This window comes from Streptomyces sp. SP18BB07, from assembly GCF_036322545.1.
Classification (GTDB): domain Bacteria; phylum Actinomycetota; class Actinomycetes; order Streptomycetales; family Streptomycetaceae; genus Streptomyces; species Streptomyces deccanensis.
In genome coordinates, this window is sequence record NZ_JAQYWT010000333.1 from 63,134 (window position 1) to 88,119 (window position 24,986).

The following is a 24,986-nucleotide window of genomic DNA, read 5'->3' on the forward strand; positions in this document are numbered from 1 at the left end:
CCCTCACCCATCCTCCCGCCCGAACAACGGCGCGAGCAGCAGCTGAGCCGCCCCCTCCGCCACCGCCGACGCCCCGCCCTCGACAACCCGCACAGGCACGGCCGGGTCCTCCCCCTGCAGCCGAGCCCACTCATCGAGCACGAACCCGACCCCCCGCACAAACACCTCGGGCTGGGCCTCGATCGTGCGCCCGCCCAGCAGCACGACCTCGATGTCGAGGAGCCCCACGAGGTTCGCGGCCCCCGTCCCGAGCACCCGCGCCGCCTCCTCGACGTCCCCCCGCGCCACCGCCGCGAGGCACAACGCCTCGACGCAGCCCCGGTTCCCGCACTCGCACATCGGCCCGTCCAACTGGACGACCTGGTGCCCGAACTCCCCGGCCCGGGTCCGGGCCCCCCGGTGGACGGTCCCGTCGATCACGAGCCCGGCACCCAGCCCCGTACCGAGGTGGAGGTAGGCGAAGGACCCGTGCGCGCCGGCGGCCGCCGCGAGCCCCAGGGCCGCCGCGTTGGTGTCCTTGTCCACCACCACCGGCACCCCCAGCCGCCGCGCGAGCGCCGCCCGCAGCGGGAACCCGTCCCACTCCGGAAACCCGGTGACCCGGTGCAGCACCCCGTGCAGATGATCGAGAGGCCCGGGCAGGGCGACACCGACGCCGAGCACGGGGAGCTGAGGGGCCGCCTCGCCGGCGGAGGCGGAGGCGGAGGCGACGGCCCCGCGCCCCTCGCTCGCCCCGACCAGCAGCGCCTCCACCTCGCGGGCCGCGCCCTCGACCACGTTGTCCGCCCCGGCCCCCAGGTCCAGCGGGGCCCGTCGCCGCGCGACGACCGCGCCGGTCAGATCGCAGAGCACGGCCCTCAGCTCGTCGCGGTCGAGGTGGAGGCCGACCGCGTGCCCGGCATCGGGCACGAGCCGCAGGACGGTGCGCGGCTTGCCACCGGTGGACGCCCGGTACCCCGCCTCCGTCACCAGCCCGTCCGCGCGCAACCGAGCGGTGATCTTGCTGACGGCCTGCGGGGTGAGTCCGGTCCGCTCGGCCAGCTCCAGCCGGCTTATCCCGGCCGTCCCGGCCCTGCGCAGCAGATCCAGGACCAGCGCCCCGTTGTGACTGCGCAACGCGAGCAGATTCACCCCGGCCACACCGCCGCCCCGGCCGAGACCACCCCCGTTCGCGCCGCCGTTCCCACTCCCGCCGCCGAACCCGTCACCGATCCCGTTGCCGTCCACACCCCCATTGTCCCTCGCGCTTGCACTTTGGCAACAGCGTTGCTTAAGTGGAGGGCATGACAGGCACCAGCACAGACAGGCCCCTCCGCGTCGCCCTCGTCGGCTACGGCCTCGCCGGCTCCGTCTTTCACGCCCCGCTGATCGCCGCGACGGAGGGCCTGACCCTCGACACGGTCGTCACGTCGAACGCGGAGCGCCAGGCACAGGCCCGCGCCGAGTTCCCGGACGTACGGTTCGCGGCCACGGCGGACGAGCTGTGGGCCCGGGCGGACGAGCTGGACCTGGTCGTCGTCGCCTCCCCGAACAAGACGCACGTCCCGATCGCCACCGCCGCCCTGGAGGCGGGACTCCCGGTCGTCGTCGACAAGCCCGTGGCCGGTACGGCGGCCGAGGCGCGTGAGCTGGCCGCCCTCGCGGACTCGCGCGGCCTGCTCCTCTCCGTCTTCCAGAACCGCCGCTGGGACAACGACTTCCTGACCCTCCGCGCCCTCCTCGCCGACGGCGAACTGGGCGAGGTCCGCCGCTTCGAGTCCCGCTTCGAACGCTGGCGCCCGCAACTCAAGGGCGGCTGGCGCGAGTCCGGCGACCCCGCAGAGATCGGAGGTCTCCTCTACGACCTGGGCAGCCACGTCGTGGACCAGGCCCTCACCCTCTTCGGCCCCGCCACCCTGGTGTACGCCGAGTCCGACCTCCGCCGCCCCGGCGCCGAGACCGACGACGACACCTTCATCGCCGTGACGCACGCGAACGGCGTCCGCTCCCACTTCTACGCCTCCGCCGTCACCCCCCAACTCGGCCCGCGCTTCCGCGTGCTGGGCTCCGAGGCGGGTTACGTCAAGTACGGCCTCGACCCGCAGGAAGCGGCCCTCCGCGAGGGCGAGCGCCCCACCCCCGGCGCCGCCTGGGGCCGGGAGCCCGAGGACCAGTGGGGCCACGTCGGCGCCGGCGACTCCCCCCTCACCGGCGGCGGCCGCCCCGTACCGACCCTCCCCGGCGACTACCCCGCGTACTACACGGCCGTTGCCGCCGCCCTGCGTGGCACCGGCGACAACCCGGTCACGGCGTACGAGGCCGCAGCCGCACTCGACGTACTGGAAGCGGCCCGGAAGTCGGCGGCCGAGGGCGTGGCGGTGCAGCTGTGACGACCGACGACGCCACCCCCACGACGAACGCCACCCCGGCCGCCCCCACCATCGAGGAACTCGAAGCCCAGGAGCGCGACTTGGTGCTCCCCCGCTTCACCCACGAGGACGCCTGGACCCTGGGCTCACTGCTCGTGGAGCTGGCTCGCGAGCGGAACGCCCCCGTCGCCATCGACATCCACCGCGGCCCCCAACAGCTCTTCCACGCCGCCCTCCCCGGCTCGACCCAGGACAACGATGCCTGGATCGACCGCAAACGCCGGGTCGTGGAGCGCTACGCCGCCTCGTCGTACCTCGTCGGCGCCCGCTTCCGCGCCAAGGGCACGACCTTCGAGGACTCCTCCCGCCTGGACCCCGACCGGTACGCCGCGCACGGCGGTTCCTTCCCCCTGACGGTCGAGGGAGCAGGCGTGATCGGCACGGTGACGGTCTCGGGCCTCCCCCAACTGGAGGACCACGCGATGGTGGTGGAGGCCCTGACCCGATTCAAGGGCGCCTGACAACTGCCGGGTCCCCCGCGCCCTGAGGGGCGCGGGGAACTGCGCGACAAGCCACGACGCACCCGCGGTCGCCAACAAACAGCAGCCCCGCGCCCCTTGGGCACCCGGCCCTCAGCGGAGCGCCTACGCCCCCACAAACTCCTGCCGCTGCCGCCCGAGCCCGTCGATCTCCAGCTCCACCACATCCCCGGCCTTCAGGAACGGCTTCGGCTCGGGCTCCCCCAGAGCCACCCCCGCCGGCGTCCCCGTATTGATGACGTCCCCGGGATACAGCGTCATGAACTGACTGACGTACCGCACGACTTCACTCACCGCGAAGATCTGCTCCCCGGTCGTGCCGTCCTGCTTCAGCTCCCCGTTGACCCACAGCCGAAGCCCCAGCTTCTGCGGATCCGGCACCTCGTCGGCGGTCACCAGCCACGGGCCCAACGGGTTGAAGGTCTCGCAGTTCTTGCCCTTGTCCCACGTCCCCCCGCGTTCCAGCTGGAACTCCCGCTCGGACACGTCGTGCGAGACGGCGTACCCGGCGACATGCTCCAGGGCCGCCTCACGCGACTCGACGTACCGCGCGGTCCGCCCGATGACGATCGCGAGCTCGACCTCCCAGTCGGTCTTCGTCGACCCGCGCGGCACGAGCACCGTGTCATGGGGCCCGACGACCGTGTCGGCCGCCTTGAAGAAGATCACCGGCTCGGCGGGCGGCTCGGCCCCCGTCTCGCGCGCGTGGTCGTGGTAGTTGAGCCCGATGCAGACGATCTTGCCGATCCGGGCGAGTGGCGGCCCGATCCGCAGCCCCGCCGCGTCCAGGACGGGCAGCGCGCCGCCCTCGGCCGCCTCCCGCACCCGCCCGAGCGCCGCCTCGTCCGCGAGCAGCGCGCCGTCGATGTCGGGCACGATCCCCGACAGGTCCCGCAGGACCCCGTCGGCGTCGAGCAGCGCGGGCCGCTCCGCACCCGCCGTACCGACTCGCAGCAGCTTCATGGTCGCCATCTCCCTCGATCGTCCACCGCGCCCGACCGATGGGTGCAGCCATCGGAGGACTGGTCGATCGTCCAAGGTCAACGGTCCACTCCGCAAGACCCGGTTCACGGACTGGACCGCCCGCCCGACGTCCCACCCGGGCCGACCTCCCACCCGGGCGGGCGGCCCACCCGGGCCGGCGGCCCACCCGGGCCGGCGGCCCACCCGGGCCGGCGGCCTACCGCGTGGCCGCCGCCGTGGACGTACCGGCGGCGGCATCGGCAGCGGCGGAAGGCAGCGGATACAGCAGCGCCCGCTCCACCGCACTCCACGTCGTACTGGTCACCACGTACAACGCGGCCGCCAGCGGCACCACCGCCACGCTGACCAGCGTGAAGAAGGACATGAACGGCATGAACTTGGCCACGGCCCCCATCCCGGCCGCCATCCCGGGCACCTGCTCGTCCGACACGGCCGGCATGCCCGCCGCACCCGCCGCCATCATCCGCTTCGTACGCCAGAAGTTGAAGGTCGCGACGGCGGCGACGAGCACGAACAGCCCCACGTAGACGAGCCCCTGCGGCCCGAACATCCCGCCCTCGCCCAGCGCGTCGGCCCAGCGGTCGCCGAGCGGGGCCGCGAAGAGCCGGTGGGTGAGGAGGGCGTTGGCCTCGCCGCCGATCGTGGTGTTGGAGAACAGGTGGTAGAGGAGGAAGAAGGCCGGCAGCTGGCAGAGGCTGGGCAGGCAGCCGGACAGCGGCGACACCTTCTCCTTCGTGTGCAGCTCCAGCAGCGCCTTCTGCAGTTTCTCGGGGTTCTTCGCGTGCTTCTTCCGCAGCTCCGCGATCTGCGGCTGCAACGCGACCCGTGCCCGCTGCCCGCGCGCCGCCGCCCGCGACAGGGGGTGCACGAGCAGGCGTACGAGCGCCGTGAACAGGACGATCGCGAAGGCGGTCGCGGAGGCGTGGAACAGCGGCTGGAGCAGATCGGCGAGGTGCGCGACAAGGTCGGCGAAAACGGACATGGGTGTGAGCCCTCCAGGGGTCTCGTCGTGCCGGGGAGCGGTGGTCGGATGACCGGACTCGGCGCGACGGCCCGCGTGCGGGGCACAGCCCTCGGCCAGGGACAGCGGGTCCCTGGTCCGGAGCTCTCAGCCGGAGGAAGTGAAGCTCGGCGTGCCCTACGCGGTGGCCGTCAGGAGGGCACGTCCGGGCGCGCGGGGGCGCGTACGCCCGCGTGCGTCGGGATCGCGTTGGGGCAGGAACGCCGTACGGCGCTCACGGTCCCGGATGGCCGTACGGACGCGCGTACGGGGTACGACGGGCGCGCAGCGCGAGGCGATCAGCGCGCAGGCGGCGAACGCGGAACCGGCCGCGGCGGTCGCGGCGAAGGCGACGGCGGCGGAAAGCGTGCCGGAGTCGAGGACGGCGACCTCGAAGAGGAGCAGCAGCAGCATCGCGGCGGGGCGAAGACCGGCCCAGCGACGGATCACGGCGATCACGGCTCCTCCCCTCGAACGACTTCGGACGGCTTCGGACGACTTCGCACGACTCCAGAACGACCCTCGCACACATGCTCTCATCTGAGGCGCACGGAGCGCAGCTTCCCCCACACCACGAGCCGGTACGTGGAGGTGTACGCGGGCGTGCAGGTGGTGAGCGTGAGGTAGCGGCCGCGCTCGCGATACCCGTACGACGGCCGCACGTCGCTGCGCGGCACGGGCCGCAGGACCCCGCCGTCGCCGGGCGCGGTCTGCGGGAGCGTGCGGTCGACGACGTACGTGTGGACGGCGTCCCGCGTCTCGACGCGGACCTCGTCGCCGTGCGCGAGCCGGTCGAGGTGGCGGAAGGGCTCGCCGTGGGTGGTGCGGTGCCCGGCGAGGGCCAGGTTCCCCGGCCGCCCCGGGCGAGCGGTCCCCGGGTACTGCCCGACATACCCCTTGTCGAGGACCTCGGCCCGCCCGACCCCTTCGGCGACGGGCGCCCGGAGGTGGAGTCGGGGGATGACGAGCACGGCGTACGCCTGGGCGCGAGCCGGGCTCTCGGCACCCCCGTGCGCCCATGCCCGCTCCAGCGCGGCCACCTCCCGGGCCGCCCCTTCCTGGGCCTGCCGGTTGGTCCACCACAGCTGATGGGCGACGAAGAGGAGGAGGACGAGCCCGAGGGTGACGGCGCACTCGGCGGCGATCCAGAGAGGGCGGGCCCGGCCCGACAGCGACCCGGGGGCCGGCCGGGACGGGACTTTCATCTCCCCTTCTCACAACCGTTGGAAGAAATAGCAGAAAGCGCTGTCACACCTCTCGACAACATCACCTTTCACCCCTGACTCTTCCGATGTCCCCACTCAGCAGTCCGGAAGGCGACGGATCCCCGTCCGTTTCCTTCCCTCCCCTCGTCACCCGCATCCCCCGGAGCTGACATGACCGCATCCCCCGACCCCACGAACGACCGACAGAGACCGACAGCGGAGTCCCCGACACCCGACAGGACCGCGGGGCACTCGCCCTCCTTCGGCCGCAGAGCGCTCCTGGCGGCGGCCGGCGGCGCGGTCGTCGGCACCGCCCTCGGCACGGGCACGGCGAGCGCGGACGCGACGATCGCCATCAACCCGGCCACCAAGTACGGCACCTGGGAGGGCTGGGGCACCTCGCTCGCCTGGTGGGCCAATGTCTTCGGCGCCCGGGACGACTTCGCCGACCTGTGGTTCACCACCAAGACGACGACGTACAACGGCACGGCCCTCCCCGGCCTGGGCATGAACATCGCCCGCTACAACCTCGGCGCGTGCAGCTGGAACTCCATCAACGGCGAGTCGATGGTGAAGTCCCCCAACATCCCCGCCTTCAAGCAGATCGAGGGCTTCTGGCAGGACTACACCAACGAGAACCCGACCTCCTCGGCCTGGGACTGGACGGCGGACGCCAACCAGCGCGCGGCCCTGACGAAGGCGGTGGCCCGAGGCGCCACCACCGAGCTCTTCGCGAACTCCCCGATGTGGTGGATGTGCTCCAACCACAACCCCTCGGGCGCCTCCGGCGGCGGCAACAACCTGCAGACCTGGAACTACCGCCAGCACGCCTCACACCTGGCGGCGACGGCCCTGTACGCGAAGAACAACTGGGGCGTGAACTTCGCGACGGTCGACCCCTTCAACGAGCCGGCGGCCTCCTGGTGGACGGCGACCGGCACCCAGGAGGGCTGCCACATGGACCCGGCGGTCCAGGCGGCCGTACTCCCGTACATGCGCAGCGAGTTGGACGCGCGCGGCCTGACGTCGGTCCGCATCGCGGCCTCCGACGAGACGAACTACGACACGGCCCGCTCGACGTGGAACTCCTTCAACGCCTCCACGAAATCCCTGGTCAGCCAGGTGAACGTGCACGGCTACCAGGGCGCGAACGGCCGCCGCGACCTCCTCTACACGGACGTGGTCACCACCGCCGGCAAGAAGCTCTGGAACTCGGAGACGGGCGACAGCGACGGCTCGGGCTGGACCCTCGCACGCAACCTCTGTTACGACTTCCGCTGGCTGCACCCCACGGCCTGGGTCTACTGGCAGGTCATGGACCCGACAGCGGGCTGGGCGATGATCGCCTACGACGAGAACACGCTCCAGCCGACCACGGTCCAGACGAAGTACTACGTGATGGCCCAGTTCAGCCGCCACATCCGCCCGGGCATGACGATCCTGGACGCGGGCTCCAGCTACACGGCGGCGGCGTACGACGCGGCGGCGAAGCGCCTGGTGATCGTGGCGATCAACACCGCCACCACCGCCCAGACCTTCACCTTCAACCTCTCGGGCTTCACGACGGTGACCGGCGGCACGAACGGCCTGGTCCCCCGCTGGAACACCCACACCTCGGGCGGCACCGACCGCTACCGCGCGTACTCGGACACGCGGCTGAACGGCAAGTCGGTGGCGGTGCCGTTCGCGGCGGGGGCGGTGCAGACGCTGCAGATCGACGGGGTGACGATCTAGGGCGGCCGAAGCCGGAGGCCACCGAACGCGGAGGTGGGCCACCGAAGGCGGAGGTGGGCCACCGAAGGCGGAGGTGGGAGGGGGCGCGCCCCGGCCCTGCCCCCTCCCACCTCTCCCCGCGCCTCACCTCCACCCCCCTCCCTCCCCCCCATCGGCAGTACGGTGTCGTCCATGCGCCCCGACACGCCTGCCGAGAACGTCGACCACACCGCCGAAGCGGCACGCCTGGAGCGGACCGCCGACCTCTACCCGGAGGACGCCGAGCACCTGCTCCTGCAGGCCGCGGCCCACCGGGAACTGGCCGGCGACCGCCCCACCGCGACAGCCCTCTACGACCGCCTGCTGTCGTCGTCCGCCCCTCTCGACAACCCTCACCTGGTACGAGCCCTCAAGGCCGCCAACCTCTGGGAGTACGGCCACGAGGCCGAGGCCCGCGCGATCATCGACGGAGTCCGCGCGGCCGCCCCGCGCGACCCGGCCCCCTGGGTGATCGTGGCGGAGGCCCTGGAGGCCCACGACGAACTCGAAGCGGCCCAGGACACCTTCACGTCAGCCGTGACCCTCCTCCTGACGGACGTCCCGGAGCCCCCGTACGCCACGCGCCCCCTGCTCTTCGGCCGCCACCGGGTGCGCCGCATGCTGGGCGCGACGCACGACAACTGGGACGCCGTGGCGGACACCCTCCACTCGTCGTCGATCTCCCTGGACGAACTCCACGACCCGAAACGCGTCTGGTCCCTGGGCTCGGACAACCCGGCGGAACTCCAGGCCGAGATCTCCCGCCTACGAGCGGAACTGGGCGCCTACCGAGAGGCCCTCTCCCGCCCGTTCCCGGTAGCGGTCCTGCACTGGCCGGCGGCCGAACTGTCGGAACTCGTGTCGGCCTACCCCGGCCTGACCGCCGAGTACCCGTCCCACGAGGAACACCTGGCGACGATAGAGGCCTCCCTCCGGGAACTCTCCTCCTCGGGCACCCCGAACCTGGGCATCGTCACGGGCACGGTCCCGTCCTACGAGGCGTTCGCGGCTTCGGAGGGCTCGTCCCCGGCCGACGCGACCCTGCTGCCGCAGTACGCGACGACGCTGGCGGCCCGAGGATTGGCGGTCTCCTGGCCCCCACAGAGGGGAACGGCGTGCTGGTGCGGCTCGGACAAGCCGTACGAGACGTGCCACGGCGAGTAGCCGCGAACCTCACCACGGTCGGAACCGGACCCCCACCACTCTCCGCAAGCCGCTGAGCCGACCCGGCGTGCTTGCGAGACGGGACCGCGCCCCGAACCCCGCCCCACGATCCGGTAGCCCTCCACCTGAACTCGGCCGGACCACCACCCTTCCGGGCCGCTCGCTCGCTTCTCCCCCGCGCTGGAGCGGCCCGGGTCAAGGGTGGCCCGAAGGGCCATCGCCGAAGGCGACGCGCAGCGCCCTTGACGCGGGCCGCGGAAGCGCGACACTGCCGAAGAAGCGAGTGGCCCTACGGCAACTAAATAACCTACTTCACGCTGCCGCCAGAATCCCCTTGCCAATGCTTACGGTGATATCGAATGTAGTCCACATGTACCTTATGCATGCGGTGCATCGCAAGCTTGGCATGCACTTCGCCCACGGCCGCACCTACACGCACATTAATCGACCAATCGTCCTCAATGACTATGGCGCCAATATCCAGGCGGACATGACAGTTGGGACACAGACATAATACGTTCGGCTCCACATCAGGGCCCCGATGCGGTTCGCCAAGGGGTTGGATGTGAGCACCTTCGCTGTACACCTTTCCGTTCGGCCCCACCAAGCGCAGACCGCACACCTGGCACGCACCGTCATAAAGCGCCTTGACGTTCCTCGGCACGGCAGCATCGCGGACCAGCCGCTGCACCGTAGTCGAGCGCTTCTCGGGAAACTTCTCCTCTACCGGCGCCGCCTCGTCCGCTTCCTCCTCAGATTCGCCATCCGATCCACTCTCGATCGCATTCGAATCGCCCCGCGGAAGCCCTTCCTGCATCTCCAGGAGATTATGGATCTGCCGCTCGAAAGTGGTCGCCTCCTGAAGTTCCTCTGGCAAACGCTCCAGATCGAACTGGCAGACTTCGATGGGCGTGCCGTCCGGAGCTGGAGACTTCGCTAACGCCATGCGAATATGCGTGATGCGGTAGAGCCCGTCGTACCGATAACAATCGATCGGCGAGTACCTGGCTTCCCCATTCCAGCCACGAATGACGCGTATGGGGTGCCCTCGCTCAAAGCTACGCTTCAGAGCGGCGTTATCCCGGTATTCCCAAGATTGACTTCGTCGGAGCTTTGGAACACCATTTTCCTTGTATTTGTCAACGTCAGGCGAGGCTCCCGTGTACCGCACCCAGGTCCAACGGTCCTCATCGTCCTCGTAGCCGCCGTGCAACACGATGGCATCGGCAACATCACTACCGTCCGCCTCATCAGCCAGCCACGAGATACCTCGAACCGTGTCTCTGTGCAGGTTGGCTCGCTTCACCTGCACGCGTCGATGGAACTCCGCGCCAGGATCAATGCCCGATATGTGCCCAATTTTTCGTCCGTTGCCCACGCGACCATACTGGACCCAAGTCGATCACTTGCGTCAACTAAATTGCCACTGGCGATCGCCAACTCGTCGACTGGTGACTGACTTGGGTCGCATCTCCATCGATTGTCAGTCGGAGCTGTTACAACAGTGCAGGTTCTAGACGAGAGACTGAGGGAGTCAGCGTGGCTCAGCCGGGGGACCTGTCACACCCTGCCGCTGGTGTGTACGAGGAGCTGATCACCCAGCGCATCCAGGCGCAGCTGGAGCAGTTGAGCTCTGGAGGCTGGAAAGCCATCGAAGTAGACGTCAGCGAAGAATCGTCCCCGCATGTACTCGCTCGACACATCGGTGACGCTGTTGGACGCAAGCTCAGCCAGCTCCCTCAGAGCAAGCGAGTCGCTCTGGCTAACCAGATCATCGAGTCACTCATGGCTGCCCCGGCAGGGGTGGATCCACACGATGCGGCAGAGCTCATCGCAGACGGACCTCGTCAACTCCTAGCTCTAGCCGAGCAAGAAGCCCCTGGCGTCTACGCCATCCGTCCCCTCACGCCGCTCTCTGAGACTGCGCTGATCACCAACTCCCCCGAGGACCCCAGCCTCGGCAGTGAGCTGCGCGCTGAGTTGGCCACAGCGGACCGGATCGATCTGCTCTGCGCGTTCGTCAAGTGGTACGGCCTGCGCGTCCTTGAAGACTCACTCCGTGCAGCCAAGGAACGTGGCGTCCCGATCCGCGTCATCACCACCACCTACATCGGTGCCACCGACCGCCACGCACTCGACCGCCTCGTTCGAGACTTCGGTGCGCAGGTGAAGGTCAACTACGAGATCCGCTCAACGCGACTGCATGCGAAGGCTTGGCTCTTCCGGCGCAAGAGCGGCTTCGATACGGCATACGTCGGTAGCTCCAACTTGTCCAAGGCGGCGCTGCTCGACGGCCTGGAATGGAACGTACGGCTGTCTGCGGTAGCCACTCCGGCGGTTCTGAACAAGTTCGAGTCCACCTTCGACGCGTACTGGAACGACAGCGCATTCGAGGTGTACGACCCCGACGCAGATGGCGAACGCCTCGACCAGGCGCTATCGCAGGCAAGCGGCACCGGCCCCACCGCTGACCTGAAGATCAGCCTCTCGGGGCTTGAAGTGCGCCCGTTCCCGCATCAGCAGGACATGTTGGAAAGGCTCCGGATCGAGCGTGAGATCCGAGGTCGGAGCCGCAACCTCCTGGTGGCAGCGACCGGAACAGGTAAGACGGTCATGGCAGCACTGGACTACCGGAACCTGCGCAAAGTGCTCGGCGACCGCAATCCGCGCCTGCTGTTCGTTGCGCACCGCAAGGAGATCCTCAAGCAATCCCTGCGTACGTACCGTGAAGTGCTCGACGACGCCTCGTTCGGCGAACTCCTCTACAGCGGCCAGGACCCAAGTCGGTGGACGCACGTGTTTGCCAGCGTCCAGTCGCTCACCGACCAGCGCCTCGAACACCTCGCCCCAGACCACTTCGACATCATCGTGATCGACGAGTTCCATCACGCCACAGCATCCACGTACCGCCGGGTCATTGACCACTTCAAGCCGAAGCAACTCCTCGGTCTCACCGCTACTCCTGAGCGCATGGATGGACGCAATGTGCAGGGCGAGTTCTTCGACGGCCGCATCGCAGCCGAGATGCGGCTCTGGGAAGCCTTGGAGAACGACCTGCTGTGCCCCTTCCACTACTTCGGTATCCCTGATGGAACAGACCTGACCAACCTCGGCTGGCAGAGGGGCAGCTACACCGACCGTGACCTCGAAAGCCTCTACACGGGCACCGATGCACCCGCCCGAGCCCGCATCGTCGTCAAGCAGATTCGAGACAAGGTCTCCAACCCCGGAGCCATGAGGGCTCTAGGTTTCTGCGTGGGCAAGAAGCACGCGGAGTTCATGGCCGACTTCTTCCGCAGGGCCGGCTTCCAAGCCGTAGCACTCGACAGCAGCACCCCCGCTGAGGTTCGGTCGCGCGCCCTGGCCGACCTCCGTGACGGCAGACTTCAAGTGATCTTCTCTGTTGATCTATTCAACGAGGGCCTCGACATCCCTGACGTTGACACTCTGCTGCTTCTCCGCCCTACCAGCAGCGCAACCCTCTTCTTGCAACAATTGGGACGAGGCCTACGCCGTACGGAGACCAAACCAGTCCTGACCGTGCTCGACTTCATCGGTCAGCACAGGGCGGAGTTCCGTTTCGAGGAGCAATTCCGCGCTCTGACGAACCTCTCCCGTAGCCGACTAGTCGACCATATGGAGCGCGACTTCCCTCAGCTACCTTCGGGTTGCCAGATCATTCTGGAAGGCAAGTCCAAGGACCTCGTCTTGGGCAACATCCGCAACCAACTGGGCGCCACAGTAAAGACGTTGGTGAAGGAGGTCAAGGACTACCGCACTCCCCGTCTCGCGGACTACCTCCGCGAGAGTCGCCGCGAAATCAAAGAGCTCTACAAGAGCGACAACTCCTGGACCACGGTCCTGCGTAAGACCGGTGCACTCGAAGAACCGGCTCCAGCAGGGGAGGCGGCACTCCTCAAGCGAATCCATGCCTTCCTCCACGTGGACGACCACGATCGGGCCAATGCCTATCTGCGGCTTCTTGCCGATGACGCCCCGGCGTACGACAGTCTGGCGCCAAGCGATCAGGCATACGCCCGCATGCTCTTCTTCAACCTTTGGGACAACGCAGGGGGCTTCACGAGATTCCAGGAGGGCCTTGACTCCCTTCGCTCCCAGTGGGCAGTCCGCGATGAGTTGCGCCAGCTCCTGGCGTACGTCATGGAGCAGTACGACCACTTCCCCATCTCCCTGTCGGGCCCACACCGCCACATTCCCTTGAAAGTCCATAGCTCGTACAACCGTTCAGAGATACTGGCCGCGCTAGGCGTGGCTCGCTTCGGTGGCCAGATGCCCAGGTCATTCGCGCAAGGCGTGCAGTGGGTGGAAGACCTCAAAACCGATGCCCTGCTGATCACCCTGGAGAAGAACGAGAAGGACTTCTCCCCCACAGTCCGGTACAAGGACTTCGCCTTGAGCCCCAAGCTCTTCCACTGGGAGTCCCAGAACGCGACTGCCGAAAGCTCCCGCACGGGCTTGCGCTATCAGCACCATGCGCAAGAGGGCAGCCATGTGTTGCTGTTCATGCGGCGGTACAAGGACACCGACATCGGCAAGGCACACCCCTGGATGCTCCTTGGGCCGGCTACCTACGAGGAGCACACCGGCAGCAAGCCCATGGCGATTACCTGGCGCTTGAAGCACGAACTGCCAGCTGACGTATGGACATACTCAGCGCTCACCGGCGGCTAGTGGATCGCGCACACGGTGATTGCCTGTGGCCCGCCCAGGCGATGGGTGCTCTGCGACGGGCTCGCCTACGAAGGCGGCATGCCCGGCCCCGACATCTCCGCCTCGAAGCGGCTCTGCGCCCGATCAAGTACGTCATCCGCGTCGCGCCCGTGGGCCCTCACCCAGTGCAGCAGGTCGGCGATGAGGGCACTGACCGTTTCTTCGGCGATAGCCCTAGCAAGAGCGCCGGGCACGGCCGCCCGCGGCAGTTGTGCAGGGCCATACAGCCCGAGAATCGCCTCTGCACGACTGACGGGCAGGCCTCCCGTATGACCGCTGTCGGAGGTCAGCCCTGTCGCCAGCTCGCACCAGGTCACCTTCCAGTCCGCGTGAGGCTGAACGCCCCACCGCACGGCGACGGCGTCGACCAGTTCCATGCCTCTACCGGTCTCAGCCTCGCTATCGCCGCAGGCACCGTTAGAAAGCGTGGGCAGAGTCCGAGCGTCAGGGTCACGTACTTCGATCCGTAGACGGGTTCCGTTCATGGAGACCGCGAGGGTGGTGGGGGTGCCCACACCGACATGGTTAATGACGTTGGAGACCAGCTCACTGACGCAGAGTTGGGCAGGCTCAATGACCTCATGCAGACCCCAGAGACCCAAGTGGATCCGCATGAGCCGACGGATGGCCGCCACCCCTTGTGGCTCGGCCACGAAGGGCAGGCTCCAAGGCTTCCTCAGCACTCCCGCGATGCATTCCATCTTTCCACTCCCCTACTCACGCACGACTGACACTGTGCGTTCACCTGCACACAGAGAGTTGCAGTGGAACTCTCGAAATGGAACTCTCATTTCCCACTGCTGGGAGCACACCTACGCTCCGCACGCCCCCGGCGCGCATCGCGTTGCGAAGACAGGCGAGGAAGCCCCAGGATCTGACGGTTCGAGTTGAAAGGCCCAGAGCATGGCAGTTGGCCCCACCACCCGCAGACGCCAGTTGGGCGCCGACCTGCGCCGCCTGCGCGAACTCAAAGGGCTCACCCTTGAGGAGGCGGGCGCCCGCGTCGGCATCTCTAAGGCAACGCTGAGCCGCTACGAGACCAAGGAAGGCGCGGTCAAGTGGCCTACCGTGGACGCCCTTTGCCGCGAGTACGACACGCCCGAAGGCGAGCGTCTCGCGCTGGTCGAACTCGCCAAAGCAGCCAAGATCCAAGGCTGGTGGAGATCACTAGCCGACCCCATCCCCGACTCCATGAACCTCATGCTCACTCTGGAGAACGAGGTACTGCGGGAGGATCACTACGCCTGCATGTTCGTTCCGGGCCTACTCCAGACACGGGACTATGCCGAGGCCGTCCACAGGGCCTCAGAGAAGCAGTGCCCTGAGCGGGAAGTGCAACACATGGTCGACATTCGCATGAAGAGACAGGAGCTCCTTCAGCGCGAAGAGCCACCGCACATCTGGTGCGTGATCGACGAAGCCACACTGCGACGAGCCGTTGGCGGGCCCAAAGTCATGGGCGATCAACTTCGCCACCTGCTGAGGATGGCAGAGCTCCCGCACATCACCATCCAGGTACTGCCCTTCTCAACAGGAGCCCACGCACCGGCCGTTGGCAGCTTCCTCATCTTGGCCGGTCAGAGTCCCGACCTCGATGTCGTCTACGTGGACTTGATCGGCGGTGGCCTCTTCATGGAAAAGCCGCAGGAACTGGAGCGGTATAGGTTGGCGTTCCAGTACCTCAAAGCCCAAGCCCTCGATCTTGGGGCCTCGACGCAGCTGATCCACCGCATAAGCCGGGAGTCGTGATGCCGATACGGTCCGAGCGCCAGTGGTTCAAGTCCTCCTACAGCGGAGGGAGTGGAACCGAGTGCGTGGAGACCGCTTTCGGACTAAATGGTGCTGCCGTACGGGACAGCAAGGACCAGACCCTGCCCTGGCTGGCCTTCAGCGACAGAGCCTGGTCTGACTTCATTGCGGCCATTCAGAAGTCCGGTATCTAAGCGCCGAGAGCCAGGGAACTCGTCCGGTCGTAGACAGAGTCCCAGCGGCACGGGTGGTGTCGTCACATGCCGCGCTGGTCAGGGTGGCGTTGGTCCAGCCATCTGCGGCTGATGTCGGTCCGTACCTCTTGGGAGCGTTGGAAGTACGGGTCGACGTCTTCGAAACGGATCGCCTCCGGCGGTGTCCTGGCCAGGAAGTACTCCAGTTCGTCTCGGATGCGGCGCAGCCTGACCTCCGATTCCTCCATCAGGACCCAGCGGGCACGCCAGTTGAAGAAGGGCTCGACCGCGCTGATGGCCACGCCTACCGCGCCCAGGGAAAATGCCAGGCTGGCCCAGAAGTCCAGGTCTTGGATGCCCAGGATCACTGTCGAGGCGACGGAGAAGGCCAGGGACAGCAGTTTGATGAGGGTGGCGAAGCGGCGGAAACGCGCGCGGCGTATTTCCGACCACTCCATGCCCCTATTGAGTTGGCCTTGTACCCAGCCGGCCAGTTCCGCGGGTGGGAGTGCGGACGGGGGCGGCCGGTGGTCGGTCATCCAGGACATCCTCAGGTCGACGGTTCGAGCGGGAGAACAGGGCGGGTGCGTTGGTTTGCCGGTCCTGCGCTCCGTGGTTCCGTCGAGGATGTGACCTCAATCGGTGGGGAGCAAGCGGGTTTCCGAGGTCGTCGGGAGTGGCTTGGTCCACCAGTGGTCGTAGCGGCGGTAGGGGGTGGGATCCGAGCGGGTCGTGAGGAAGGCGTGCAGGGCCGTGGCCTCCTCTGTGAGGGCATTCCAGGTCTCGGTGGGGAGGGGGTGGAAGGCCGTGGCCTCGATGGAGTCGGCCTGGGGGCGCCAGATGCCGGCGACGTGGCCGTCCACCAGGAGGGTGGGGAGGACGTCGCCGTTCATGCGGGTCACGTACTTGCGGTACTCGGGTGGGAGGAGGCGGCCCCGGTCGGCGTAGGCCAGGAGCGTGCTGTCCCACATGGCCATCAGGCGGGGTGGGGCAGGGGTGTCCTCCAGGGGGCGTGGGGCGCCCGGGATGTCGTACAGGGTCTGGCCGGTGTCGGTTGCTTGCAGGGTTTCGAGTTCCTCCGGCATGGCGGCCAGTGCCGCTTTGATGCGGCGCTGTGGGATCAGCGCGAACTGGGCCATGTCCGCGATCGTCGCCGGGCCGAAGCCCTGGAGGTAGCGGCGGATGAGGGTGCGTAGGCCCTCGGCGGCCGCGTCCGGGTCGGTGAGGGACGGGCGAGGGGACGCCGCGACGTAGGACTGGCGGGTGTCGAAGGACCAGGGGCCGCCGGTGGGGGCGTGCCACAGGGGCGCGTAGTGGCGGAGCATGCGGTGGGCGCCGGTGTCCGGGGTGGTGGCGTAGCCGAGGTGGTCCTCCAGCCAGGTTCGGAGTTCGGCGGCCGTGCGCACGGTGCGGTCGGCGTGGTCGAGGAGGGGCGGGAGGAAGGCGTCGACGTCGGCGGCTGTCAGGCCGGAGGCGCGGAAACGGGGGTCGCCCAGGCGGGAGCCTCGCAGGGTGGGTTCCATCGCCTCGCGGAACGGGGTGTAGTCGTCCGCGTGGACGGTGTGGACCGTGATCCGCATCAAGGTCGCCCGGACGAGGCGGTGGTCGGTGAGCGCCGCGTCCAGGGTGGTGGGGTCGAAGGGCGACAGGCGGTTCCAAAGGGCGATGTACGGGGACGCCGGGTGCTGGGCCTGGAGAGCCACGATGTGTCGTATCGCCGTCGGCACGTCCAACTCGGCTCGGTTGAGGAGGAGTTGGCGGGCGAGTGTCGCGCGGTTGAGGGCGCGGGCGGTGAGTTTCGTGGTCCCCATGCAGGGGATTCTCTCCCGTCGCCCTTCGCGGTTCCTTCGGCCTCCGCGGTTCCTTCGGCCTCCGCGGCTCCTTCAGCCTTCGAGGTTCCTTTGGCCTCCGCGCAGCCGCCGCGCTTCCTTCGGCCTCCGCAGTTCGAGCCGCAGGCCCTGCCCTGCCCTGCCCCGCGGGAGGAGAGCAGGGCCTGCGGTACACACGGGTGACAGGGTGCGCCCTACGGCGTCTTCGCCTCGCCCTTCGTCAGGAGCCACTCCTCGTGCAGGGCGCCCAGCGGGATCTTCTTCTGGAAGATCGGTGTGCCGAAGATGGAGAGTTGGAGGTTCAGGGTTCCGGTGAGGTCGAGGCCGCCGTACAGGGCCCAGGAGCCCTTCGCCGAACCCGTGCCGCTCGCCGAACCCTCGGCGGTCGCGTCGGCCTCGGCGCGGAAGTACGGGGCGATGTCGGCGGTGACGCCGACCGTGCCGTAGAGACCGACCGTCGCCTCCGCGCCCATCGCGGCCTTGACGTCGCCGACGGCCGTGACCGTCGTCTTCAGGGGCTCTCCGCTCATGTGGGACTCGCTCACGCCCTGCCAGCCCTTGGCCCAGGTGAAGTTGCCGCCGACGCGGAAGTCGCCCTTGAGGTCCTGCTCGACGTCGACCGTGACGCGGCCGTCGGCGTCCACCTGGAAGTAGCAGACGAGGTCCAGGTTGACGACGATCGGGACGGGGCCGACCTGGATGACGGGATCGGCGTGCAGTTCGGCGAAGGGGATACGGATCGGCTTGCCGTCGGTCGAGCCGGCCGCGCGGCCCTTCAGCGACCACTGGGAGGCCCAGTCGCCGGTCAGCCCCAGGAACGCGCCGCCCGGCGACGAGCCCGTGCCGGAGCCTGAGCCGTCGTACGAGAAGGCGACCTCGGGGGCGAGTTGGACGAAGCCCTCGACCGAGGCCGCCGCCGAGGCGGGGGCGTCCGGCGCGGTCTCCACGGCCGCGCCCACGTCGATGCGCAGGCTGCCGAGCGGGAGCTTCGCGCCCTCGGGGCCGAAGGTGAGGTCGCCGGTCTTCGCCCAGGAGACCTTCACGCCCTGGACGAGCGGGTCGACGTCCAGGGTGGACGGGTCGACGGGGACCGTGCCGTCCGCCTTGCCCTCGCCCAGGACGGAGTTGAGCTCGGCCGGCTCCGTCTCGACGGTCGTGCCGCCGTCCGCCGCCGTGTCGACGATCTCCGTCACCTCGGCCAGCACGCCGTCGGGGGCGCCTGGAGCGGGGGCGCTGGCTATGACGTCGCCGACGGCCACGGCGGGCTTCGGATCCGGCTTCGGATCCGGCTTCGGCTTCGCGCCTGCTCCGGTGCCGGAGTTAGTGCCGGGGTCGGTGCCGGTGCCGGTGCCGGTGTCGGCCTCGTCGGGGTCCTGGGAGGCGGAGGCCGTCGTCGACGGAGTCGCGGACGGTTCGGCGTCCGACCCGGACGCCGGTGCCGCGATCACCGCCCGGCCGCTCTTCCTGTCGTACGACGCGACCTTGAGCGCGGAGCTCTCGGCTTTGCCCCGGTCGGCCGCGTTCGCGTCGGCCACGGCGGTGGGGGTGGCGTCACCGGTCGGGGCGGAGACGACGGCGAGTTGTTCCTCGGCCGCGCCGGACGCGGGAGACTCGGCCGTCGTGGCGGCCGCCTTGTCGGCGGTGGAGGGGGATTCGGTGGAGCAGCCGGTGGCCAGCAGGGTCGCGACGGTGATCGCCGACAGCGCTGACAGCAGGGTGTGTCTTCTGAGCTTGTGCACGCGTGGGTCCTCGGGAGCGGTGACAGGGGGGTGCGCTTCAGGAGGGAGAGAGAACGAGACTGCGGAGGGCGGGCCATGGCGGCACACCTGCCCTCACGGCAGTGCGCACGCGGCGGTTACCCCCCAGTAGCCATGCATGAGCATGCCAGGCTCAGGGGAGGCCGGGGACCACTTCCCCCGCAGCCGGCCTGTGACCTGACTCACGCCCCCTGCCCTCGTTAGCGCGTATCAACTGCCTTTTCAGGCAAGGGAGTTAAGGAATCCGGACATCGCCGCGTGCAGGCGGCGCGGCTGGTCCAGGTGTACGTCGTGGCCCGCGTCCTCCACGACGGTGAGGTCGGTACGGGTGCCCGGGGAACGACCGCTCGGCATCCTCGCGGCGTCGGCTGCCGGCATGGTGCCGTTGGCTCCGCGGACGACCAGGGCGGGGCAGGTGACGGCGCCCCACTCGCGCAGGTACGACGTTTCGGCCACCTCCGCGATCGCGGCGACCATCGTGGCGCGGTCCACACGGGGATACCAGCCGTCGGCACGGCGCTCCAGGTTGCGGGACCAGGCGACGTGACCGAAGAACTCGGCTGCCCGGGACGGCGAGTCGAACGGGGTGGGCCAGCTGTCCAGCCAGGCGGCGATGTGGGCGGGGAGGGTGGGGTCGGGGGCGCCCGGGCCTGCCTCGATCAGGATCAGGGAGTCGACGAGTTCCGGGTGCGCGGCCGCGGCGAGGAAGGCCGTGTGGCCGCCGAGGGACTGGCCCACGAGGGTCAGAGAGGCCTGTCCCGGGTGCACCAGGCCCAGTTCGCGGATCACCGTCACCGCGTCCCGTACGCACGCCGCCCGGCTCATGTCCGCCGGGCGCCGTGTGCTCGCGCCGTGACCCCGGGCGTCGTACGTCACCACGCGGTGGCCGTCCGCCAGGAGCCGGGGGACGAGGTCGTCCCACTCGCCCTGGTGGCCGGCGAGGCCGTGCAGGAGGAGGAGCGTGCGGCCCTGCGTGTGCGCATGCGTCGGGACGTGTGTGCGGTGGGCCAGACGGACGCCGTCCGGGGTGGTGAGGTGAGCGACGGTGGGGGTCATCGCACGATGGTGACGGCCGGTGGGCGGCCGTGTCACCGGGACTCTCGACGTCACGTCGCGGGGCAACCCCTCGGCGTCACATCGCAGGGCACCCCTCGACGTCACGTCGCACGAAACGTCGTCCGGTACGCGCTCGGGGACGTGCCCAGGGTCTCCTGGAAGTGTCGGCGCAGGTTGGCCGCCGTACCGAGGCCCGTGCGGGTCGCGATCTGGTCGACCGGGAGGTCCGACTCCTCCAGCAACTCCCGGGCCCGCTCGACACGTTGCTGGGTGAGCCAGGTCATCGGGGTCGTGCCCACCTCGTCGCGGAACCGCCGGTTGAAGTTGCGCACGCTCATCGCCTCCCGGGCCGCCAACTGCCCCAGGGTGACGGGCTCGTGGAGGTGGCGCAGCGCCCATTCGCGGGCGGCGGAGGTGGCGGGCGCGGCGAGGGCGGGCACGGGGCGGCGTACGTACTGGACCTGGCCGCCCTCGCGGTGCGGGGGTACGACCGTGCGGCGGGCCACGTCGCCCGCGACGGCCGTGCCGTGGTCGCGGCGGATCATGTGCAGGCACAGGTCGATGCCGGAGGCGCAGCCGGCCGAGGTCAGGACGTCACCGCCGTCGGTGTAGAGGACGTCCGGGTCCAGCTCGACCCGGGGGAACAGTCGGGCGAACAGGTCGGTGTACCGCCAGTGCGTGGTGGCCGTGTGCCCGTCGAGCAGTCCGGCGGAGGCGAGGACGAAGGCGCCGGTGCAGATGGAGGCCATCCGGGTGCCGGGGCGGATCCGGGCGAGGGCGTCCGCGAGCGGGGCGGTGAGGTCAGGGGTGTCCTGGACGTAGTCCTCATGGGAGGAGAGAACGATGACGGTGTCCGCCTCGGCCAACGCCTCCGGGCCGTGGGGCACGTTGACCGTGAAGTCGCCGTCCGTGCGGGTGACACCGGCGCGCAGCCCGCAGGTGACAACCTCGTACAACGGCTCCCCCTCCGCCGTCGCGCCCTCTCTGGCCTGCCCGAACAGCTGGTGCACGATGCCCAGTTCGATGGGCAGGAGCATCTGACGGGCCAGTACGGCGACGGGGTGGCGTCCGGGACGGGCGAAGACAGACGTGGGACGGACACAGACAGGTGTGGCCACAGACATGGCCACATTCTTGCGCACCGGGTCTACCTGGCCACTCGTGGGGGCGGCCCCGGCCCAGCAGGCTGGACCCATGGCTGAGCTGACGACCCGGACGACACACCCCGAGCACGCCACCGAGCACACCGCCGAGCACGCCACCGAGCACGCCACCGAGCACGCCACTGAACCCACTCCGGGGCGCGAGCGGACCGAGGCCCACGAGTGCGGGAGGGCCGGTCCCCCGGGCCCCCGTTTCCACCGCGCCTGGGCCGTCGCCCTCGCCGCCGGGGCCGCCATCGTCACCGCCGGGGCCTTCACCACCGTTCCCGGGCTGCTCGTGACCCCGCTGCACGAGAGCTACGCCTGGGACCGGGGGCAGATCGCCCTCGCCGCCTCGGTGAACATGGTGCTGTTCGGTCTCACGGCCCCCTTCGCGGCCGCGCTGATGGACCGGGTCGGCATCCGGCGCGTGGTCGTCGGCGCCCTGCTGCTCGTCACGGCGGGCGCGCTGCTCACCAGCGTGATGGCCCGGCCCTGGCAACTGACCGCCTACTGGGGCGTGTTGATCGGACTGGGCAGCGGATGCCTCACCATGACGTTCGCGGCGAGCATCACCGGCAGCTGGTTCGAACGGCGGCGCGGACTGGTCACCGGAGTGCTGAGCTCCTCCAGCCACCTCGGCCAGCTCCTCTTCCTCCCGCTGCTCGCCTGGGGCGTCGACCGGCACGGCTGGCGCCCGCCGGTGGTGACGCTGGCCTTCGTCGCCCTCGCGGTGGCCGCCCTCGTGCTCCTGCTGCTGCGCGACCACCCGGCGGACGTGGGCGCGAAGCCGTACGGGGCGGCGGAGTTCGTACCGAAGCCGCCGCCGGTGTCGGGGGCGGCGCGGCGTGCCCTGAAGGTGCTGTTCGACGCCGCGCGCACCGGGCCGTTCTGGGTCCTGGCCGGGATGTTCGTCATGTGCGGCGCCTCCACCAACGGGATCATGTGGAGCAACTGGGCGCCGGCCGCCCACGACCACGGCTTGCGCGCCACCGCCGCCGCGTCGCTGCTCTCGCTGATCGGCCTGTTCTCCGCGCTGGGCGCGGTCTTCTCCGGCTGGCTCACCGACCGCTTCGACCCGAGCCGGCTGCTGTCCGCGTACTTCGCGGTCCGCGCGCTCACCCTGCTGGCGCTGCCGATGGTGTTCTCGTCCACCGTCACCCCGACGATGATCGCCTTCGTCGTGGTCTACGGCCTCGTCGACGTCGCCACCGTCCCCCCGGTCATCGCCCTCAGCGACCGCGTCTACGGCGAGGACGGCCCGATCGTCTTCGGCTGGGTCAACTCCGCCCACCAACTCGGCGCGGGTGCCTCCGCGTTCCTCGGCGCCACCGCCCGCGATCTCTTCGGCGCGTACGACGTCGTCTGGACCAGCCTCAGCGCTGTCTGTCTGGCGGCGTCCCTGCTGGCCGTGGTCGTACGGGGGCCTCGGGGCGCCCGGCGGGTGGCGGCGCAGTAGCCTCGGGCGCGACGGACCTGGCGCAGACACGGGAGGCAGTGATGGCGAGGGTTCCCACGGCGGCGGTGGCCGCGAGCGGGCTCATCGGCGGGTACGGGGTGGCTCGCTGGACGAAGAAGCGGCCGCTGGGCGGGGCGGTGCTCGCGGTGGCGGGTGCCGCGGCGGCCCAGCAGTGGCAGAAGGCGGCCGGGGGCAGGGCCGCGGGCGCGCTGACCGCGGGGTATGTGGCCGCGTTCGCCGGGTCGCACCCCTTGGCGAAGAAGGTGGGGGCCTGGCCGGCGGTGTTCGGGGTCGCCGGGGTGGTGGCGCTGGCGTCGTGGGTGGTGGCTGACCGCAAGGGGTAGCCACGCCGGAAGGGGTAGCCGTCCCGGAAGCGGTAGGGGGTCCGGCCGGTCGGGGGCCGCGGGTCGTCCGTGGTTGCTCGCGCAGTTCCCCGCGCCCCTTACGGGGCGCGGCCCCCGCTCAGCGCACCCCTCCCCGGAACGCCCGCCGGTACGCGTACGGGCTCGTGCCCACCACCCTCTTGAAGCGGTCGCGGAAGGCCGTCGGTGAGCCGAAGCCCGCCTGGGTCGCGATGCGGTCGACGGTGTGGTCGGTGGACTCCAGCAGGTACTGGGCCCGCCGGACCCGCGCCCGGTGCAGCCACTGCAAGGGCGTCGTGCCCGTCTGTTCGCGGAAGCGGCGGTTCAGTGTCCGGGTGCTGGTGCCGGCGTGGAGGGCGATGTCGTCCAGGGTCAGATCCCGCTCCACGTTCTCCTCCATCCAGCGCAGCAGGGGCTCCATCGTGGCGCCGGCGGGCGCCGGGGGCTGGTCCTGCACGATGAACTGGGCCTGCCCGCCCTCCCGTTCGAGGGGCATCACGCACATCCGCGCGGTGAACGCGGCGACCGCCGAGCCGTGGTCCTTGCGGATCATGTGCAGACACATGTCCACGGCCGCGGCGGCGCCCGCCGACGTCAGGAACTGTCCGTTGTCGACGTAGAGGACGTTCGGGTCGACGGTGATCCCCGGGTGGCGGGCCGCCAGATCGGGGGCGGCGATCCAGTGCGTGGTGGCGCGCAGCCCGTCCAGCAGACCCGTCGCGGCGAAGAGGAACGCGCCCACGCAGATCGACGCGATTCGCGTCCCGCTCGCCGCCGCGGCGTGCAGCGCCTCCGTCACCCCCGGCGGCAACGGCAGGGTCGGGTCGGCCGTCCCCGGCAGGATGATGGTGTCCGCCTCGGCCAGGGCCTCCAGCCCGTACGGGGCCCGCACACTGAACGGCCCCGCCTTCACCTCCCCGTCCCCCGCCGCCGAGCAGACCCGCACCCGGTACGCCTCCCGCCCGTCCGGCAGCCGCGCCCAGCCGAAGGTGTCGACGGGGGCCGACATGTCGAAGGGGATCACGTCGTCGAGCGCCAGTACGGCCACGGTGTGCATGGCGGGAGCGTAGGCCCCCACCGGATTCCCGCCAACCGCCGCTACCCCGCCCACCTGGCCGATCTCGCCAAATTCCCGCCTTGGTCTCCCCTGGCGAGAACCCGTTGCCCTCTGGCAATCCCGCCACTACTCCCCTCCCCGCCCGGCCCGTACCGTCCCCCCGTGACCAAGTTCCTCCTCTCCCTCCACGTCCTCGCCGCGATCGTCGCCGTCGGGCCCGTCACCGTCGCCGCCAGCATGTTCCCGCCGAGCGCCCGCAAGGCGCTGGCCGAACCCGACAGCGAGCGGGCGGTGTCGGCCGTACGGCTGCTGCACCGGATCTGCCGGGTGTACGGCGGTGTGGGCATCGCCGTGCCCGTGCTCGGGTTCGCCACGGCGATGAGCATGGGCGTGCTGAAGGACGCCTGGCTGATCGTGTCGATGCTGCTGACCGCCCTCGCGGCCATGGTCCTGCTGGCGCTGGTGCTGCCCCGGCAGGAGGAGATCCTGGAAGGGATCGGGGGCACCGCCGTCGACACCCGGACGACGGCCCGACTCGCCATGTTCACGGGCATGTTCAACCTGCTGTGGGCGACGGTGACGATCCTCATGATCGTGCGGCCGGGCTCGACGACCGGAGCCTGAGACCAAACCCGGCCGCACACCGGCCCCTCCCCCG

23 protein-coding genes are annotated in these 24,986 nt (G+C 69.7%); 10 read left to right on the top strand and 13 right to left on the bottom strand.

From position 1 onward, the window contains the following. Positions 1-3: 3 nt before the first annotated feature. Positions 4-1,227 (bottom strand): ROK family transcriptional regulator, encoded by a 1,224-nt coding sequence (locus PUR53_RS25915; protein WP_329909792.1) that lies wholly within the window; start codon positions 1,225-1,227, stop codon positions 4-6. 56 nt (positions 1,228-1,283) lie between these two features. Between PUR53_RS25915 and PUR53_RS25920 the strand changes: the two genes are divergently transcribed. Further along, a complete protein-coding gene (locus tag PUR53_RS25920; protein WP_329909793.1) occupies positions 1,284-2,369 on the top strand; it encodes a Gfo/Idh/MocA family protein in 1,086 nt (361 codons plus the stop codon). Next, positions 2,366-2,869, top strand: coding sequence for a heme-degrading domain-containing protein (locus PUR53_RS25925; protein WP_329896336.1), 504 nt, complete (start codon positions 2,366-2,368; stop codon positions 2,867-2,869). Before PUR53_RS25920 ends, PUR53_RS25925 begins: the two co-directional genes overlap by 4 nt. 123 nt (positions 2,870-2,992) lie before the next feature. On the opposite strand, the gene PUR53_RS25930 is transcribed toward PUR53_RS25925, so the two are convergent. From PUR53_RS25930 to PUR53_RS25945, 4 genes are all read right to left on the bottom strand, one after another. Continuing rightward, positions 2,993-3,850, bottom strand: a complete 858-nt coding sequence (locus PUR53_RS25930) for a fumarylacetoacetate hydrolase family protein (RefSeq protein WP_329896337.1) — start codon at positions 3,848-3,850, stop codon at positions 2,993-2,995. A 217-nt stretch (positions 3,851-4,067) separates the two neighbouring features. Continuing rightward, the gene (locus PUR53_RS25935; RefSeq protein WP_329896338.1) at positions 4,068-4,853 is read right to left on the bottom strand and encodes a YidC/Oxa1 family membrane protein insertase; all 786 of its coding nucleotides are present in this window, start codon (positions 4,851-4,853) and stop codon (positions 4,068-4,070) included. 156 nt (positions 4,854-5,009) lie between these two features. Beyond that, on the bottom strand, positions 5,010-5,321 hold the full coding sequence (locus PUR53_RS25940) for a DUF6412 domain-containing protein (RefSeq protein WP_329896394.1): 312 nt from the start codon (positions 5,319-5,321) through the stop codon (positions 5,010-5,012). A gap of 86 nt (positions 5,322-5,407) precedes the next feature. After that, positions 5,408-6,076, bottom strand: a complete 669-nt coding sequence (locus tag PUR53_RS25945; RefSeq protein ID WP_329909794.1) for a class E sortase — start codon at positions 6,074-6,076, stop codon at positions 5,408-5,410. A 171-nt stretch (positions 6,077-6,247) separates the two neighbouring features. Here PUR53_RS25945 and PUR53_RS25950 point away from each other — a divergent pair, with 171 nt between their 5' ends. After that, on the top strand, positions 6,248-7,810 hold the full coding sequence (locus PUR53_RS25950; protein ID WP_329909795.1) for a beta-1,6-galactanase: 1,563 nt from the start codon (positions 6,248-6,250) through the stop codon (positions 7,808-7,810). A 171-nt stretch (positions 7,811-7,981) separates the two neighbouring features. After that, the gene (locus tag PUR53_RS25955; protein ID WP_329909796.1) at positions 7,982-8,992 is read left to right on the top strand and encodes an SEC-C domain-containing protein; all 1,011 of its coding nucleotides are present in this window, start codon (positions 7,982-7,984) and stop codon (positions 8,990-8,992) included. 307 nt (positions 8,993-9,299) lie between these two features. Here the strand turns inward: PUR53_RS25955 and PUR53_RS25960 are convergent, their stop codons facing one another. Then, a complete protein-coding gene (locus tag PUR53_RS25960; protein ID WP_329909797.1) occupies positions 9,300-10,370 on the bottom strand; it encodes a YDG/SRA domain-containing protein in 1,071 nt (356 codons plus the stop codon). 161 nt (positions 10,371-10,531) lie between these two features. Here PUR53_RS25960 and PUR53_RS25965 point away from each other — a divergent pair, with 161 nt between their 5' ends. Beyond that, positions 10,532-13,684, top strand: coding sequence for a DUF3427 domain-containing protein (locus PUR53_RS25965; protein ID WP_329909798.1), 3,153 nt, complete (start codon positions 10,532-10,534; stop codon positions 13,682-13,684). A gap of 65 nt (positions 13,685-13,749) precedes the next feature. On the opposite strand, the gene PUR53_RS25970 is transcribed toward PUR53_RS25965, so the two are convergent. After that, entirely contained in the window at positions 13,750-14,424 is a 675-nt protein-coding gene (locus tag PUR53_RS25970; RefSeq protein WP_329909799.1) for an ATP-binding protein, read from the bottom strand. Between the two features lie 202 nt (positions 14,425-14,626). On the opposite strand from PUR53_RS25970, the gene PUR53_RS25975 reads away from it, so the two are divergent. Together PUR53_RS25975 and PUR53_RS25980 are read left to right on the top strand one after the other, a co-directional pair. Continuing rightward, the gene (locus tag PUR53_RS25975; protein WP_329909800.1) at positions 14,627-15,472 is read left to right on the top strand and encodes a helix-turn-helix domain-containing protein; all 846 of its coding nucleotides are present in this window, start codon (positions 14,627-14,629) and stop codon (positions 15,470-15,472) included. Next, positions 15,472-15,666, top strand: a complete 195-nt coding sequence (locus PUR53_RS25980; protein ID WP_329909801.1) for a DUF397 domain-containing protein — start codon at positions 15,472-15,474, stop codon at positions 15,664-15,666. The genes PUR53_RS25975 and PUR53_RS25980 overlap by 1 nt, the downstream gene beginning before the upstream one ends. 62 nt (positions 15,667-15,728) lie before the next feature. On the opposite strand, the gene PUR53_RS25985 is transcribed toward PUR53_RS25980, so the two are convergent. From PUR53_RS25985 to PUR53_RS26005, 5 genes are all read right to left on the bottom strand, one after another. Continuing rightward, on the bottom strand, positions 15,729-16,214 hold the full coding sequence (locus tag PUR53_RS25985) for a DUF4231 domain-containing protein (protein WP_329909802.1): 486 nt from the start codon (positions 16,212-16,214) through the stop codon (positions 15,729-15,731). 87 nt (positions 16,215-16,301) lie between these two features. Continuing rightward, positions 16,302-17,477: a winged helix DNA-binding domain-containing protein gene (locus PUR53_RS25990; RefSeq protein ID WP_329909803.1), complete on the bottom strand. Its 1,176-nt coding sequence runs from the start codon at positions 17,475-17,477 to the stop codon at positions 16,302-16,304. Positions 17,478-17,689: 212 nt separating this feature from the next. After that, positions 17,690-19,234 (bottom strand): hypothetical protein, encoded by a 1,545-nt coding sequence (locus tag PUR53_RS25995; RefSeq protein ID WP_329909804.1) that lies wholly within the window; start codon positions 19,232-19,234, stop codon positions 17,690-17,692. 240 nt (positions 19,235-19,474) lie between these two features. Next, the gene (locus tag PUR53_RS26000) at positions 19,475-20,308 is read right to left on the bottom strand and encodes an alpha/beta fold hydrolase (RefSeq protein ID WP_329909805.1); all 834 of its coding nucleotides are present in this window, start codon (positions 20,306-20,308) and stop codon (positions 19,475-19,477) included. Positions 20,309-20,409: 101 nt separating this feature from the next. After that, on the bottom strand, positions 20,410-21,432 hold the full coding sequence (locus PUR53_RS26005; protein ID WP_329909806.1) for a GlxA family transcriptional regulator: 1,023 nt from the start codon (positions 21,430-21,432) through the stop codon (positions 20,410-20,412). A 70-nt stretch (positions 21,433-21,502) separates the two neighbouring features. On the opposite strand from PUR53_RS26005, the gene PUR53_RS26010 reads away from it, so the two are divergent. Next, positions 21,503-22,909 (top strand): MFS transporter, encoded by a 1,407-nt coding sequence (locus PUR53_RS26010; RefSeq protein WP_329909807.1) that lies wholly within the window; start codon positions 21,503-21,505, stop codon positions 22,907-22,909. A gap of 41 nt (positions 22,910-22,950) precedes the next feature. After that, positions 22,951-23,253 carry a hypothetical protein gene (locus PUR53_RS26015; RefSeq protein WP_060887798.1) on the top strand — a complete coding sequence of 101 codons (303 nt, stop codon included), beginning with the start codon at positions 22,951-22,953 and terminating at the stop codon, positions 23,251-23,253. A 118-nt stretch (positions 23,254-23,371) separates the two neighbouring features. On the opposite strand, the gene PUR53_RS26020 is transcribed toward PUR53_RS26015, so the two are convergent. Beyond that, positions 23,372-24,328 carry a GlxA family transcriptional regulator gene (locus PUR53_RS26020; protein ID WP_329909808.1) on the bottom strand — a complete coding sequence of 319 codons (957 nt, stop codon included), beginning with the start codon at positions 24,326-24,328 and terminating at the stop codon, positions 23,372-23,374. A 162-nt stretch (positions 24,329-24,490) separates the two neighbouring features. On the opposite strand from PUR53_RS26020, the gene PUR53_RS26025 reads away from it, so the two are divergent. Further along, positions 24,491-24,952, top strand: coding sequence for a protease (locus tag PUR53_RS26025; protein ID WP_329909809.1), 462 nt, complete (start codon positions 24,491-24,493; stop codon positions 24,950-24,952). Positions 24,953-24,986 lie beyond the last annotated feature (34 nt).